Origin of the sequence: Shouchella patagoniensis (assembly GCF_002019705.1) — a bacterium.
GTDB lineage: Bacteria > Bacillota > Bacilli > Bacillales > Bacillaceae_D > Shouchella > Shouchella patagoniensis.
The window spans coordinates 2,111,608-2,126,660 of record NZ_KV917377.1 but is presented as its reverse complement, the minus strand read 5'-3'; the positions used below and the strand labels follow the sequence as shown (position 1 = coordinate 2,126,660).

Sequence of the window (15,053 nt, the reverse complement as noted above, 5' to 3'; positions counted from 1 at the left end):
ACCATGCGTTTTGCATGGTTTTTTCATGCATGTATTATCTACACTGAAAAGGAACTCCTTTATTAATATGTTTAATTGGGAAAAGGAGGCGATCACCTTGAAAACACCCCACTTGTCATCTTTGCTACCACGTGGACCGTGGATCATGTCCCAGACATGGAATGATGTCCTTTTCGCCCATTGGGACGTTGCAGAAGAATGGCTTCGTGCTCATATTCCTCCAGCTCTTGAGCTTGATACTTACGAGGGAAAGGCTTGGATAAGCATTCTCCCTTTTCATATAAGTAAGTTACGCGCACGATTCTTGCCGCCAATACCTGGTGTGCAAGCATTTCCTGAATTGAATTTGAGAACCTATGTTTCTTATCAAGGTCGTCCGGGTATCTACTTTTTTAGTCTTGACGCCAGCCACCGTCTGGCTGTTATAGGAGCCCGGATGCTTTTCCATTTACCTTATTATCATGCGGATATGGCTTTTGATAAGAAAGAAGAGTGCGTTTCATTTTGGAGCTTTAGAAAAGGGAAAGAAAAAGCAGAATGTAAAGCCGTTTATCAACCAATCTCTTCACCGACGCTTGCGACTCCGGGCTCGCTAGATCATTGGCTTACTGAACGATACAGACTTTATACGACCTTTAAGGAACAATTATATTACGAGGACATTTATCACGAGCCATGGCAATTGCAAGAAGTAGAGGCACAAATTCCCGCTACAGGAGTAGCGACCGCCCACGGTTTTACATTGCCAGAGAGAGCCCCGTTGCTCCACTACGCAAAAAAGCAGAAAGTGCGTTTCTGGCCGATTCGTAAATGGAAAAGATAAAAAATAAGTTTAAGCGATGTAATGAAGGAGTTGCCTATAAGGTAGTTCCTTTTTTAAATCATGTAGTGCTGAATGGCCACTGTACTTTGAACTAGGTCTTAAGAATAGACTGCCTGATAAATTACTTATTTAACGGGACTACGGGAGGGTTTGTTTGTATTAGTGCTTTAACTTTATGGAGGACGGGTATAAACAAGCAAGCATCAAGTAGGAGGGATATAAAGAATGAATATCTTATTAACATCAACATCAAGACGGATCGATTTTGTCAGTATGTTTCGAGCTGCTATGAAAGATTGTGAGATAGAAGGAAAGGTTATTGTAGCAGATCCAGAACATAATGCGCCTTCCCTTCAAGCGGGAGATAAAAGTTATGTTATTCCTCATCAAACAGATCCACGCTATATTGATGCAGTCCTTGACATCATTAAAGAAAATAAAGTGGAGTGTCTCGTTCCATTAAATGATTTGGAAGTGCCAAAGCTTGCAGCCTATAAAAATTCATTCAAAGAATTAGGTGTTGCCGTTTTTGTTCCAGAACTAGAATTAGTTCATAAATTAAGAGATAAAGGCAAGTACCGGGAATTACTGAGCCATCTAGGTGTGAAAGCTCCACGTTCCTATTTTAATGTGGAGGAAACAGAGAGAGCTTTAGAAAGCAAGAAAGTCTCATTTCCATTAATCATCAAGCCACGCAATGGTTCTGCTTCTATTGGAGTTGCGCACGTTTATACAAGCGAGGAACTTAAGTTTGCGTATCAGCGCGTTTTAGACGAAATAAAAGTTTCCCCACTTGGTTACGATTGTACCAATTCAACCCCAAAAGAGAATATCATTATTCAGGAAGTTATTGAAGGTGAGAAGTTCAGTATGGATATTTTTAATGACTTAGAAGGGAAGTTCCTAACTTCTTTTATTCGGAAACAACTGGTAATGAGAGGGGGGGATGTTGACCGGTGTGTTATCGTGGAACGACCGGATTTAGATACTATTGCCCGTAGAATGGGTAAACATTTTGGTCACACTGGTTATATAAATGCCGATGTGTTTTTCTATGGAGAAGATTATTATGTGATTGATATCAACCCAAGGTTTGGTGGGGGTTATGCTTTTTCTCATTCAGCAGGCGCTAACGTACCTGCGGCTATCCTCTCGTTGACTAGCGGAAAAGAAGTGAAAGAAGAATGGTTGACTGTAGAAGCAAATGTTGAGTTTGCTCGCCATGATCTTGTCGTCCGAATTGATCGCAACAGAGAAACGGTTTATACAAATTATTAAAATTAAAAAAGTAGCTTTTACTAAGCTGCTTTTTTAACAGTCTTGATTAAATAAAGGAGCTCCCCCTCTTTTTAGTTCTAACTTTAATGAGTCATTTACTAAGACATATTGTTTGTATCCCAGAGGCACCCCTTTTAACAGGGGTGCCTTTTCTTTGAAACGGGGTATTGGTTTGTAATAAAAAATAAAAAAGTAAAGTGAAGAAGGCTAGGTAGGACCGCAGAATAGTATAATTTTCCTGGTTTCGGGGTGAAGGTTTAAAGGTATACAAGCTACCAACCAAGTCTAATGCGTTAAGGAGGGATCATATGACAGATGAAAATAAAAATCATAATCAAAAAGATCACTCTGTTGCAAACGCGATTGTCGGAGGCGTGTGCGGAGTGACGTTAGGATGGTTTTATAAGCAAGAGGCTGGGCAAGCGCTGATTAGTCGCATTAAAGAGTCGGAACTTGCCAGGAATATAGGCGCTGATATTGCGAAATCGACTCAGGAACATCTTACCGAGTATGTCACCACTAATCTAAAAGCGAAAACTGAGGAGTTGCTGTCGTCAAGTGACGAATCAAACGAAGAAGCGAAAGCCGAAACAGAAACGGCGTCCATTGATCGTGATGCAAAGCACGAGGAACTAGCAAAAGAAAACCAACGGCTGGAAGAGATGATTCGCCGACTTGAAGAAAAAATGGATAAGCAAGCAGACCAATAATTTTTATTTATTTGAAATCGAATTGTAACAATAGAGACATGGAAGCATGGCTTAAAGGAATGAAAGGTTACACGGAGATTAAAAACTCAAAAACATTCCACCTTTATTGTTTGAACTCCTCTCAAATCGGGTGAATAGGTAATAAGCGACGAAGGCTAAAACCTAGAAATTCTTCTAAAGGAGGCTTGTCATTGGGGAATAACCAAGAAAAAGATTCTACTAAATCGATGGGCGCTATTTTAAAAAGCGATGAGTTAAGTATCCCGGAGAAAGTGAAGGAAGGTGCCAAGCAAGTCTCGAAAAAAGGACTCAAACAAACAACAAAAGCTGGGATGAAAGAAGCTGCTAAAAAGACGGTGGATAAAACACCAGACAAGATAAAAGAAAAAGTGAAGAGTGAAGCAAAAGAAAAGGCACAGGAACAACTACAGCTTGCTTTCCAACAAAATATAAAGAAAAAAGCCAATCAAGCGGCAGACAAACTTGAAAAGGTGAAAGAGCACAATGCAGCTGCTGTACACAAGAAAGCAGAAGAAGCAGAAGAAAAAACCCAACAAGTGCTGGTTGATTTTCAAGATAAATTAAGAAACGTGAAAGAAGCTGGCGAGGAGTTTCAAAAAAAAATATCGGAGAATCAGGCAGACCAAGTCGCAAAAAGAACTCGTCCTGCTAAAGGAGCTAGCCAATTAAAAAGCGTCGCTTCACTCAAAAAAGGCACTGACCGACCATCTGCTCGGTCGATAAAAGGCCCAGGGTCTACGCCGAATGGCATCAAAGGCCCTGGCCAAGTGAAAGTAGGCGTGAAAACGTCAATTGCTCATGTGAAAGGCCCAGCAAGGGCATCAGGAAGAATTAAGGGACCAGCAGAAGTGAAAAAACTCTCTGCCAAGTAGGATCACAATATGAAAGGGGAAATAGAACATGGCTATTGAAAAAAGCACAAACAGTTCAGATTTAGCGGAAGTAATTGACCGGATTTTGGATAAAGGCGTTGTTATAGATGTGTTTGCTCGCGTTTCTGTCGTTGGTATTGAGCTTATTACAGTGGAAGCGCGGGTCGTGATCGCAAGTGTCGATACATGGTTGCGTTATGCCGAGGCAGTGGGGCTATTGCGCGACGAAGTCCAAGAAGAAGGGTTGCCAGAACAGTCAAATGAAAGAGGTGGTAATTATCAGTTCAGCATTTAAAAACGTGGTAAAGCCGTGGCTTGGGGGCTGCGGCTCCTCTTATCAATTTAAAAGGAAGTGGACTTGGCGATGTCGATAAAACAGATCATGAGCGCAGTCAATGAGTTTTTTGACGAAAATATTGCCCCTCCTCATAAAATCACCTCTGTTGAACCAAGAAAAGAAAATGAAGAGGAAGGTATTGAAGCAGGATGGGATATTCTCGTTGAAGTGATTGAGGAGCGAGAGTATATGAAAAAATACGCGAAGGATGAGATGCTTGGGGTTTACCAAGCCGCTTTAAATAAAAAATACGATATTATTTCTTACTCTCGATTAAGCACAAGATACCGTAGTGCTGTAGAGGAAAGATATTAATTAAATAGGGTTGGGGGTGAATAGATGACAACCGTAAAAAGCGCTGTAAAAACAGATGTCCTTCAACACCAGGAAATGAAAACAATTGTAGGGAGAGCGCATCAATATTTAAAAGCGGGATACCCAGTCCATTTCACAGGACCGACAGGTGTAGGAAAAACCACTCTAGCACTTGCGGTAGCGAAAAAAATGAAACGGCCGGTTATGTTGATGCATGGTCATCAAGATTTATCAAACGAAGATTTGATTGGGGCATTCTCCGGCTACAGCTCTTCAAAAGAAGTCGATAATTATATTCGCCGCGTCTATCGCCACGAAGAACAGGTGACGGAAAACTGGAGCAATGGTCGTTTGCTTGAAGCGGTAGAAAATGGATACACACTCGTGTATGACGAATTTACAAGGTCACTTCCTTCAGCGAATAATCTCTTTCTTTCGATTCTCGAAGAAGGCATCTTGCCTCTTTATGGACGCAAAGAGAAACGGCCTTTTGTTCGGGTGCATCCGAGATTTTCCGTCATCTTTACAAGCAATCCAGAGGAATACGCAGGGGTATATGAAACGCAAAGTGCTTTGCTTGACCGACTCATTACCCTTCCGATTGGTTACGCGGATGAAGAGACGGAGGCAGCGATTGTTTCAAGTAAGACAGGAGTCACAGAAGATCAAGCGAAAGATATCTCCGCTATTGTAGCCGCATTAAGAAAGGCTTGCCAAAAAAACAACACACAAGCGCCGAGCTTAAGGGCAACGATGATGATTGCCACCATTGTCTATGAAGAAGAAATCGAGGTGGTTGGAGACAACGATGAGTTTCAGCAACTATGTATCGACATTTTGGCACCTTCTGTTATGAAATGTCTTGAAAAAGAAGACTTTGAAAAAGCAAAAGAGATGGTTGTAGCCGAGTGTAAGAAAAAAGAGAAGGGGTGACCCAAATATGAGTGAAACAGGCATATATGTATTTTGCGGATTACAACATGCAGGCGAAGCTGATTTTGGTGAAGTTGAAATTGAAGGGAAAAAAAGAGCGACTTTTACGGTGCATTATCAGGATGCAGCGCTTGTCGCTGCTGAAGTGCCAATGAAAATTTATACTCCAACAAAAGAAAATTTAATGGCACACCAAAGCGTGATTTCTACGGTGATGAGCCGAAACGATACTGTTATTCCAATTAGTTTTGGCAATGTGTTTCATTCACAAGAAGATGTTCACGTGTTGCTCGAAAACCTCTATCCCCAATTTGCGAAGTTGTTTCCCGAAATCAAAGGGAAAATCGAGCTTGGCTTAAAAGTAATTGGTAAAAAAGAGTGGCTTGAACAAGAGGTTCATAAAAACCCGAAGATTACCGCTGTAAAAAAGACTGTTCAAGGCAAATCTGAAAGTGCTGGCTACTATGATCGAATGAAGCTTGGGGAAATGGCGCAAAACTTTTTTGTAGGTTTACAAAAAGATATTGAAGGAAAGGTGTTCCAACCTCTTAAATCGTTATCCGCTGCAGCAAAAGCGAATGAACCGATTGGTGAAACGATGCTTCTCAATGCCGCGTTTTTAATTGACCGCGACAAGGAAAAAGAATTTGACCACAAAATAAATGAAGTTCATGAAGTATGGCAGGATAAAGTCGATTTCAAATATTCTGGTCCATGGCCAGCTTATAATTTTATCAATATTAAGTTACAGGTAGATGCGTAACTATGATCCATAAACTTTTTACCGCACCTATCAATTTGTTGATCAAAGTCGGGGAAAAAGTAAAGGAAGAAGCAGATAAAGAGTTATTCGATCTTCCTAGCATCCAACAAAAGCTGATTCAGCTACAAATGATGTATGAACTCGATGAGATCCCTGAAGAGGCTTATAAAGAAAAAGAACAGGAATTGCTCATTCGATATGAAGTTGCAAAAGAAAGAGAGCTGGAGCAGTGGAAACATTTGACGAAAAAGCAAAAGTGAGGTCTGGCAAATGTCAACATACATGTATTTATATGGTCTGATTCCTACTAATGAAGCAGAAGCAGCTGAATTTGTACCATTTTATGGTCTTGACGGTAAAAATGTGACTTACGAGCTGCCAATCGGAGATGTGACAGCCATCACTTGTGAGATTGACAGCAATGAGTATTCCGAAGATGCGATACAAGATAAGATGGAAAATGATATGGAGTGGTTGCAGGAAAAAGCGATGCATCATCACGAAGCGCTCTTGGAGCTGCAAAAAAGTTATACACTCGTACCGATGAAGTTTTGCACAATTTATAAAAGCCAAGAGAGCTTGATTTCAAAAATTGAAACAACCGAAGAAAACATTTCTCAACTCTTTGAAAAACTACACGGTAACCAAGAATGGAATCTGAAAATCTATTGTGATGATTCTTTGCTAAGGAAGCATGTGATTGATCACAATTTAACCATAAAAGCAAAACAAGAAGAAATTAGCCAGCTAAGCCCTGGTAAACAATTTTTTGAGAAAAAGAAAATTGATCGATTAGTTGATAAAGAAATGGAAACAGAAAAAAACAAGGTATGCGAGACGTTCCATAATGACTTTAAACGACTTGCTTTAGAGGAAACGGTGAAAAGGAATTGGAGCAAAGATGTGACTGGTAGGAACGTCGATATGAGCTGGAATAGCGTTTATTTATTGAAAGCAAGTGATGTAAATCGCTTCCTGAATCAGATTGAAACGAAAAAAGCGGAATATGCAAAAAATGGCTGGACTTTTGAAGCTTCGGGTCCGTGGCCTGCCTACCACTTCACAAGTTAAGCGAGGGATCGGGTTTATGAATACGAGAGAAACCATTGATCGAAATCAAGATGTGACACTCATTGATATTTTGGACGTCATTCTCGATAAAGGGGTAGCGATTAAGGGGGATTTGATCATCTCCATAGCTGGAGTGGATTTAGTGTATTTGGATTTGCGGGTGTTGATTGCTTCAGTAGAGACACTTGTACAAGCGCAATCCAATCACAATCGGAGAGACATTACTTCTGAAGAATTTGATCGACAAAAGGAGGAACTTGTTTATGTCAGTGGAGACACCGAAAAGTGGGAGAATTCATTTAGATCCTGAAGATGCAGAACATGGTCTTGCCCAGTTAGTGATGACGGTGATTGAGTTGCTGCGGCAAATTGTTGAACGGCACGCGATACGGCGAGTCGAGGGTGGCACGTTGACCGATGAGCAAATTGAAGACGTTGGCGTAGCATTAATGAACCTTGAAGTGAAAATGGATGAATTAAAGGAAATTTTTAATCTAGATGCTGAGGATTTGAACATTGATCTCGGTCCACTAGGGAATCTATTGCCAAGAAAGAAGTGACCTTAAATGGCTGACCAACATCAAGTAATGCCTAATAATAGTTCCAGCAATCTTGTTGAAGTGCTTGAAAAAGTGCTGGATAAAGGTGTGGTAATTGCCGGTGACATAACGGTAGGTATCGCAGATGTAGAATTGCTGACGATTAAAATCCGTTTAATAGTTGCATCAGTTGATAAAGCGAAAGAAATTGGTTTGGATTGGTGGGAATCTGACCCTTACCTTAATTCAAAGGCATCTGACAACAATACAAAAGCATTAGAAGAAGAAAATAAACGCCTCAACGAGCGGCTTGCATTGCTCGAGAAAAAAATGACTGAATAGACGAATCAATCTAAGGAGGAAACAATCATGGCTAAAGAAAACAACCAAGAACAGGACGAACAACAAGAAGGAAAAGTAAAAAAGGTGGCAAATAGTGCGGTAAGTCGTTCAATTGCTGGTGGCGTAATTGGAGCGGGCGTTGGTCTTGTGACAAGCCCAAAAACAAGAAAGAAAATTCTAGCTGCCGCTAGTGCTACAGCAATCAAAGAAAAAGGAAAAGAACTCGGCAAAGCAACAAAAGAAAAAACACAGGATGCTACAGATAGCATTAAGAATAAATTCAAGAAGAATAACAATAAGGAAAATGACGAGCTTGAAATGGAGGAAATGGAAGAGGACGAAGAAGAGACGGAAATGGAGAATGGTACAGAGGAAGAAGTCGATCAAGAGGGAAGTGATGAGCAGTATCAATCACTTAAATCTGAAAACGAGAAGCTTCAAGACCGCCTTCAGAAGTTAGAAGAGAAGTTCCAGAAGCTAACCGAGTCCGAGGATGAGGGCGAAGAAGATGAAGATGAAGAAGAAATAGAAGAAGATAGTAAAAAATCAAGCAAGAAAAAAGCATCTTCTAAAAAAGCAAAAGAAGAGAGTGAGGACGAAGAGGAGAGCGAGGACGAAGAAGAGGAAGAAGAGGAAGACGAAGACAGTGAAGAGGAAGAAAAAAAGAAAGCACCCTCTAAAAAGGCTAATTCTAAGAATAAGAAAAAGCCAAGTTCTAATTCAAGTACAACAAAAAAAGGGAGTAAATCAAAAGGCGAAACATCTGTATCGAGTGATGATGATACATCAAAATAAGCGTCTGGCGAAAGGAGTTATGACATGAGTGCGTCAGCTACTAAAGACAGTTCTCTTGAATTCTTTGTGAGAGCAGCTAACAAGCATGACTTTTCACTAGATATCACGTTAAATGTTAACGGGGCAATGATCACTGGCACGACGATTTCCGCTCAGGAGTACTTTGAAACGCTGGGTGAGTCTTTTGAAGATGGAAATGAAGTATCGCAAAAGTTAAGTGAAGAATTTCTTAAGGCAGGCGAAGCGGCTGAAGGCGGAGGAGATGATTCGATCAACTTCATTCACCTTAAGAACACGAAGGTTTATTTAGCTGAAAGCAAGGGGACTCCATCTAAAGGAAAGATTCTGTGGAGAGGCAAAATAGAAGAAGTGAACGGATTCTTTTTAGGAAAGATAACAGAAAGCAAAAGCACGAGCAGCAGTAAATAAGAAAATGACGTAAGCCTCTTTTAGAGGCTTACGTAAGAGGAGGCTACGACCATGAGAAACAAATTTAAGATCTTCCATAACGATGAATCTCTTAGTGAAACCATTGATAAGCTAAGAAACGACGGCATTCGAGATGACGATATATACATTCTAGCCCATGATAATGATCATGACAGACGTGCTAGAAAAGAGACAGACGCAAACAAGATTGGCGTTAAAGTGACAGGAGTCGGTACTGGGTTAAAGAATGTATTCAGAAGCAAAGACGATAAATTAAAGTCCAAAATGGTGAAGATTGGATTTAGTGAATCGAAAGCAGATGAATTAGAAGAAGAGTTAGACAAAGGGAAGACCTTGCTAGTTGTGACCAATCAAGACGAAGTTAAGTTTTAATCTGTAATAGAAGAGTAAAGAACAGGCCCCGTTCAAGAACGGGGCTTATTGATACGTTAACTGATAAACATCAGTGAATTTAACCAACCGTGTCATGTGGTGATTGTGTACCAGATATCGAAGCAGAAAGATGTGCGGAGTGTAAGACCGCTTTAATACATTCAAGAAGCAAAGAACATTGTGATGCCGACTTCGTGTATTCAGATCTTCTGAGAGTGGTGCCAGGATTCTGACTTCAATAAAGCATGTAAGATCAAGAATGGGGAATGTTAAGTTTTAAAGGAGGGATTTAATTGACTAGAGGACAATCAAAAAATCATACTCACAAGAATAAAGCGAAATTATCGCAAACGCCTAAGCAAGAAATTGTAAGTGATGGCATTGATGAGGAATATTCGGCGGAATTAGCTGATCAAGACGATATTGAAGCACAAGAACGAGCCGCGGCTGCGGATAAAAGGGCTCAGCAATAAGAATACAACGATCAATAAAAAGCATGACCGACCGGTTATGCTTTTTATAGATTCATAAGTGACGATGGTACTCTTTAAAAATATGTCTAAACGTGGGCTTCTCTAGAACATAAGGTTTCTGTAGGGTAATATTTATGAAATGGTTCATAGTTACGCGATTAAACGAATAGAATATAACGATTGTTCTTATGAACAATTGCCCTATAGCCGTCCATGCCGGGCGGTTTTTTCTTTTTCTGAATTTTCGACTGAAAAAGGAGGATATACATTCGGGCAAGTAACTAAGGGATAACAGCGAAAGCTATTTCCCTTAGTGGTTGCTTTTCCTCTTACCTCATCAACCCTTTTCATTGCATTAAAAATAAGGAAGAATTGCCGGGAATCACGTCTTCTATCTTTGTTGCGTTCCTTTAATGAATGAAAAGACTCTATTTATAGGGAGCTGTTTTTACACCTTTGTACAAAGGCATTTCCGACCATTGCACGACAGCTTTACTCCATTTCTCGTAATAGTGAAGGAGAACTGGATGATTTGTCAGCTCGTAAAAATGTTTGAGTCGATTAAGGTGAATATGATGGTACACATTGTGCCAGTCTGACCCGAATTGTTTAAAAGTGGTTGCTCGAGCGACGTTCTCCAATGGTTTCCAAGGTAACTTAATCGAGATATGATTGATTCCTTTTGTTAAAGGAATGGGTTTTAATTCGTGGTAAATCGGGCTTTGCTTGTCGATTTCTCGTTTTGGTGCGTACTGAGGCGCAAGCAGGCTTAATCGTAAAACGGACTCTTTTGGGCTAAACAACTTCATGCGAAGTTCATTTTCGAGAGGGTATGAATAACGGCTTATGAGTAAGCTCAAGGTAGCGCGTCGATTTTTTGTGAAAACAGAGTCTCCTTTTAGCGTAATCGAAGATGTGAGCATGATGTTCTCATATAAGTTTTTTTTCGCCACATGTACGCTCGAAAGACCTTCTTCTGGTACATAAAGGTCCACTTGCTTAAATTCAATGTCTGTATGTTGAACACGAAGTTTCACTGTGGCAATGCCGTTAAGCGCGTACCTTGAATTAGCTAAAAGTGGGGCATCATACAAGGGCAGCATCTTTATCAATGTTTGTAAGTTGTCATTCCAGAAACGCTCCGCATCTTCATCACCGACAATACGCGCATACGTAGCCACCGCTGATATGGCAGAGAACCACCCATTTAATACGTACCCATTTGGAGACATCGGGTATTCTTGTATACTTGGTCCCTTTGAGGAAAGATGCATGACGCCACCATCTTGAACCGGGATTTTTAAACTACGATAAACCTGTTGTGCTGCTTGTAAGAACCGTTCTTCCTCGATTGCTTCATACACTTGGGCAAACACTTCTGCATAATAGGACTGGGTTAAAGCGGAATAATAGGCTTTGCTAGTCGAATTGAAAACGGAGTCCATGCGATACCAAAAAACGAGAGAGTCTCGGAATGGTTCCATCCGCTTAATGGCTGCTTCGGCTACTCGAATCACCGCTTGTTTGTAACGATCATCCTTCGTTTTCTTAAATTGGTAGAGGTAATCTCGCATAACATAAATGCCGTAAATAGGGTGTGGCTCTACCTTTTCTCCGACGATTTTTCCTGGATAGCCGTCTGCTAAAAAAGATATGTTGTATCTGTCCTTGCTTATTCTCGATAAGCGAGGGGTGAAGGGAGGCATTTCCATCTTCATACACTCCTTAACATTCGTTTTGAGGCTCGTTGAATCTGCATATACAGAGTACACGATAAGCTGTTCCTATTTTATGTCAGTATGGCTATGCCCGACAGAGACAAGTAACAGAAGGGATTTGTCTAAATCAATGAGAGGTGAGGAAAAAGAGTAGAAAGGTGAAGAAGAATCTATGAATCCGAATGCCATTATCTTATTAGAGGCAAAGGGGTCTTTTGCAGAAGAAAACAGGGAGGAAGTACCGGAAAAAGCAGTAGAAGGAATAGAAAATAAGTAAAAACGTGCGCACAGTGAATCGTACTAACAGTAAAAAAGCGACATCCTTAGCAGAGTGCTAAGGATGTCGCTTTTGTTATTAATTGCGAATCATGTAATCAAACGCGCCTAAAGAAGCGGTTGCGCCTGATCCCATCGAAATAATAATTTGGTTGTAGGCACTGTCCGTACAGTCTCCAGCTGCGAATAAACCAGGAACCGTTGTTGATCCATGCTTATCCACGACAATTTCACCAATGCGGTTACGTTCAACGAAATCGCCAAGCCATTCTGTATTAGGGACAAGACCAATTTGAACAAATACACCTTGCAATTCAACATGATGAATTTCTTCTGTTGCGCGGTCTTTATATGAAATACCATTCACATTGGAATCACCTGTAATTTCCGTTGTTTGGGCATTTGTAATAACCGTTACATTTGGCAAGCTATGCAAGCGATCTTGTAAGACGCGATCTGCTTTTAGCTCAGGGGCAAATTCAAGTACTGTTACATGTTTTACAATTCCAGCAAGGTCAATCGCCGCTTCGATTCCAGAGTTTCCTCCACCAATAACAGCTACATCTTTGCCTTCAAAGAGGGGACCATCACAGTGGGGGCAATACGCCACGCCTTTGTTTTTGAATTCTTGTTCGCCAGGTACGCCGACGTTTCTCCAACGAGCACCAGTTGAAAGAATCACTGTTTTTGCTTTTAACACCGCATCGTTTTCGAGCGTTAATTCAAACAGGTCGTTTTTCTCTAATTTCTTTGCTGTTTGTAGGTTCATCACATCAACGTTATACGTCTTCACATGTTCTTCGAGACTAGCCGCTAGTTTAGGGCCTTCGGTGTGTGGAACACTAATGAAGTTTTCGATGCTAAGTGTATCAAGCACTTGGCCGCCAAAACGCTCTGCGACAACACCTGTGCGGATGCCTTTACGTGCCGCATAAATGGCTGCACTTGAACCAGCAGGGCCGCCGCCAACAACAAGCACATCAAATGGATCTTTACTTGTAAGCTCGTCTGCATCAACGCTAACACCCATCTTTGCAATCATTTCTTCGATGGACATGCGCCCACTTCCGAAAGGTTGTCCGTTCATGAAGACGGTTGGAACAGCCATGATTTCTTTGCTTTCCACTTCCTCTTTAAAAGCGGCACCGTCAATCATTGTATGTGTAATGTTTGGGTTAATGACACTCATCATGTTTAGTGCTTGGACCACATCTGGACAGTTGTGGCACGATAAGCTGATGTAAGACTCAAAGTGATGCTTGCCGTCAATGCCTTTAATTTGATCAATTACCGCTTGGTCGACCTTCGGTGGTCGTCCGCTTACCTGAAGTAACGCCAAAACAAGCGATGTAAATTCATGACCTAAAGGAACACCGGCGAAAGTGACGCCGGTGTCCTCTCCAACACGATTTACACTAAAGCTTGGCGTTCTTGGCAGAGCCGCTTTTTCAAGCGTGATTTTTGATGTCATTGCCGTTAATTCATCAAGAAGGTCAACCATTTCATTTGAAACAGAATCCTCACCAGCGTTTACTTTAATGACAAGGTCGTTCTCCAATAACTGAATGTATTGGTTTAATTGTGACTTAATCTCTGCTGCAAGAGCCATCTTTAAAACACTCCTTAGATTTTACCTACTAGGTCAAGGCTTGGTGTAAGTGTGTCAGTTCCTTCTTCCCATTTAGCTGGGCAGACTTCACCTGGATTGTTACGTACATATTGTGCTGCTTTAATTTTGTTTACAAGGATGCTTGCATCGCGGCCAATTCCATCTGCATTAATTTCAACTGCTTGGATCACGCCTTCTGGATCAAGGATGAATGTACCACGGTCTGCAAGACCAGATGCTTCATTTAATACTTGGAAATCACGAGAAATCGCTTGAGAAGGATCACCAATCATCGTGTACGTGATTTTACCAATTTTTTCAGAGCTATCGTGCCAACCTTTGTGTACGAAGTGTGTATCTGTTGAAACAGAGTATACTTCTGCGCCAAGTGATTTTAACTCTTCGTATTGATTTTGAAGGTCTTCTAATTCAGTTGGGCATACAAAGCTGAAGTCAGCTGGGTAGAAACAAACAACGCTCCATTTCCCTTTCATTGTTTCGTCTGTTACCTCAACGAATTCACCATTTTTATACGCTTGAGCTGTGAATGGTGCTACTTGCTTACCGATAAGTGACATAAAAAAAATCCTCCTAAGTAATAAATTAAGCAAAGGCTTAATTTGTATTAATTCTAATTATGTATTCATTATTAAATAATCATGAGTGTTTGTCAATATAGTTGATAATCAAATGGTTAAACGTCACATATTGTTCATAAATTGACTAAATAAAGGTTGTTTATTTTTGTATACCCATTATTGTTTATCATTTAACTAGTATTTAGTGAGAATAAAACGGGTCTTAGATCCATTCCCTTTTTAAGTGTTGTTAATCAGGTAGAGATGAGTGCTGGTGGTTGTTCTTCCAGCCTGTTCACTCAATTGAGTTATACATAGGTACTTTATTTGTGTGAATCACGAAAGGGAAGTTGGGAAAATTGCGAAAGACATATACAAATATTTTCTTTTTAAGAGCATTTAAAGGACAAGAAATAAGTGCAAATGTAGAACGAATTTTAGAAAATATGAGGATAAGAATTGAAACAGGGAAAATGATTTACTAGAAGAACGATTAGGGAGAGGATGGTGTACCGATGAACTATGTAAAGTGGATGTATGTAATGATGGTAGCAATGGTCGTTATCAATCTAATAAGCGTTTACGGTTTTAATGATTCGAATTCAGCAATCTTCAGTTGGGTGATGCTCATTCTCTTCTTTATTGGCAGTATGTTCTTTATTAATGCGAGGTATTTTTTAGCGAAGATATCACGTTTCAACTAACGGAGAGGCAAGCGAATATACACGTGCAGCTTTGTTTTAAGAAAGTAGTCTATTTTTAAAAGCGCGATTCAATG

General features: G+C 40.5%; 21 protein-coding genes. 18 read left to right on the top strand and 3 right to left on the bottom strand.

All coding sequences use genetic code 11. The features are described 5' to 3' along the window. The first annotated feature begins 67 nt into the window (after nucleotides 1-67). From BK584_RS11300 to BK584_RS11220, 17 genes are all read left to right on the top strand, one after another. Complete coding sequence (locus BK584_RS11300; RefSeq protein ID WP_078392701.1) at nucleotides 68-823, top strand: YqjF family protein; 756 nt, start codon at nucleotides 68-70, stop codon at nucleotides 821-823. A gap of 225 nt (nucleotides 824-1,048) precedes the next feature. Next, nucleotides 1,049-2,101, top strand: a complete 1,053-nt coding sequence (locus BK584_RS11295) for an ATP-grasp domain-containing protein (RefSeq protein ID WP_078392700.1) — start codon at nucleotides 1,049-1,051, stop codon at nucleotides 2,099-2,101. 308 nt (nucleotides 2,102-2,409) lie between these two features. Further along, the gene (locus BK584_RS11290) at nucleotides 2,410-2,811 is read left to right on the top strand and encodes a hypothetical protein (RefSeq protein WP_078392699.1); all 402 of its coding nucleotides are present in this window, start codon (nucleotides 2,410-2,412) and stop codon (nucleotides 2,809-2,811) included. A gap of 191 nt (nucleotides 2,812-3,002) precedes the next feature. Next, on the top strand, nucleotides 3,003-3,704 hold the full coding sequence (gvpQ, locus tag BK584_RS11285) for a gas vesicle protein GvpQ (protein WP_078392698.1): 702 nt from the start codon (nucleotides 3,003-3,005) through the stop codon (nucleotides 3,702-3,704). 28 nt (nucleotides 3,705-3,732) lie between these two features. Then, on the top strand, nucleotides 3,733-3,999 hold the full coding sequence (gene gvpA, locus BK584_RS11280; RefSeq protein WP_078392697.1) for a gas vesicle structural protein GvpA: 267 nt from the start codon (nucleotides 3,733-3,735) through the stop codon (nucleotides 3,997-3,999). A 69-nt stretch (nucleotides 4,000-4,068) separates the two neighbouring features. Next, nucleotides 4,069-4,356, top strand: a complete 288-nt coding sequence (locus BK584_RS11275; protein ID WP_078392696.1) for a gas vesicle protein GvpO — start codon at nucleotides 4,069-4,071, stop codon at nucleotides 4,354-4,356. 24 nt (nucleotides 4,357-4,380) lie between these two features. Beyond that, entirely contained in the window at nucleotides 4,381-5,289 is a 909-nt protein-coding gene (gene gvpN / locus BK584_RS11270) for a gas vesicle protein GvpN (protein ID WP_078392695.1), read from the top strand. Nucleotides 5,290-5,296: 7 nt separating this feature from the next. Next, a complete protein-coding gene (locus tag BK584_RS11265) occupies nucleotides 5,297-6,052 on the top strand; it encodes a GvpL/GvpF family gas vesicle protein (RefSeq protein WP_078392694.1) in 756 nt (251 codons plus the stop codon). 2 nt (nucleotides 6,053-6,054) lie between these two features. Then, a complete protein-coding gene (locus BK584_RS11260) occupies nucleotides 6,055-6,312 on the top strand; it encodes a gas vesicle protein GvpG (RefSeq protein ID WP_078392693.1) in 258 nt (85 codons plus the stop codon). Nucleotides 6,313-6,322: 10 nt separating this feature from the next. After that, nucleotides 6,323-7,123, top strand: coding sequence for a GvpL/GvpF family gas vesicle protein (locus tag BK584_RS11255; protein WP_078392692.1), 801 nt, complete (start codon nucleotides 6,323-6,325; stop codon nucleotides 7,121-7,123). A 16-nt stretch (nucleotides 7,124-7,139) separates the two neighbouring features. Beyond that, nucleotides 7,140-7,433, top strand: coding sequence for a gas vesicle protein (locus BK584_RS11250; protein ID WP_078392691.1), 294 nt, complete (start codon nucleotides 7,140-7,142; stop codon nucleotides 7,431-7,433). Next, nucleotides 7,387-7,683, top strand: coding sequence for a gas vesicle protein K (locus BK584_RS11245; protein ID WP_078392690.1), 297 nt, complete (start codon nucleotides 7,387-7,389; stop codon nucleotides 7,681-7,683). The genes BK584_RS11250 and BK584_RS11245 overlap by 47 nt, the downstream gene beginning before the upstream one ends. Nucleotides 7,684-7,689: 6 nt before the next feature. Beyond that, nucleotides 7,690-8,004: a gas vesicle protein gene (locus tag BK584_RS11240; protein WP_078392689.1), complete on the top strand. Its 315-nt coding sequence runs from the start codon at nucleotides 7,690-7,692 to the stop codon at nucleotides 8,002-8,004. Between the two features lie 27 nt (nucleotides 8,005-8,031). Then, nucleotides 8,032-8,799, top strand: coding sequence for a GvpT/GvpP family gas vesicle accessory protein (gvpT, locus tag BK584_RS24590; RefSeq protein WP_169871204.1), 768 nt, complete (start codon nucleotides 8,032-8,034; stop codon nucleotides 8,797-8,799). Between the two features lie 24 nt (nucleotides 8,800-8,823). Continuing rightward, nucleotides 8,824-9,228 carry a gas vesicle accessory protein GvpU gene (gene gvpU, locus BK584_RS11230; protein WP_078392688.1) on the top strand — a complete coding sequence of 135 codons (405 nt, stop codon included), beginning with the start codon at nucleotides 8,824-8,826 and terminating at the stop codon, nucleotides 9,226-9,228. 51 nt (nucleotides 9,229-9,279) lie between these two features. After that, nucleotides 9,280-9,621 carry a YflT domain-containing protein gene (locus BK584_RS11225; protein WP_078392687.1) on the top strand — a complete coding sequence of 114 codons (342 nt, stop codon included), beginning with the start codon at nucleotides 9,280-9,282 and terminating at the stop codon, nucleotides 9,619-9,621. Nucleotides 9,622-9,914: 293 nt separating this feature from the next. Further along, nucleotides 9,915-10,094 (top strand): YfhD family protein, encoded by a 180-nt coding sequence (locus BK584_RS11220; RefSeq protein ID WP_078392686.1) that lies wholly within the window; start codon nucleotides 9,915-9,917, stop codon nucleotides 10,092-10,094. Nucleotides 10,095-10,522: 428 nt separating this feature from the next. Here BK584_RS11220 and BK584_RS11215 read toward each other — a convergent pair whose 3' ends face one another. From BK584_RS11215 to ahpC, 3 genes are all read right to left on the bottom strand, one after another. Further along, the gene (locus BK584_RS11215; RefSeq protein WP_169871202.1) at nucleotides 10,523-11,806 is read right to left on the bottom strand and encodes a D-glucuronyl C5-epimerase family protein; all 1,284 of its coding nucleotides are present in this window, start codon (nucleotides 11,804-11,806) and stop codon (nucleotides 10,523-10,525) included. Between the two features lie 361 nt (nucleotides 11,807-12,167). Beyond that, nucleotides 12,168-13,697, bottom strand: a complete 1,530-nt coding sequence (gene ahpF / locus BK584_RS11210) for an alkyl hydroperoxide reductase subunit F (RefSeq protein WP_078392684.1) — start codon at nucleotides 13,695-13,697, stop codon at nucleotides 12,168-12,170. A 14-nt stretch (nucleotides 13,698-13,711) separates the two neighbouring features. Beyond that, the gene (gene ahpC, locus BK584_RS11205; RefSeq protein ID WP_078392683.1) at nucleotides 13,712-14,275 is read right to left on the bottom strand and encodes an alkyl hydroperoxide reductase subunit C; all 564 of its coding nucleotides are present in this window, start codon (nucleotides 14,273-14,275) and stop codon (nucleotides 13,712-13,714) included. A gap of 515 nt (nucleotides 14,276-14,790) precedes the next feature. Between ahpC and BK584_RS11200 the strand changes: the two genes are divergently transcribed. Next, on the top strand, nucleotides 14,791-14,979 hold the full coding sequence (locus BK584_RS11200) for a hypothetical protein (protein ID WP_078392682.1): 189 nt from the start codon (nucleotides 14,791-14,793) through the stop codon (nucleotides 14,977-14,979). Nucleotides 14,980-15,053 lie beyond the last annotated feature (74 nt).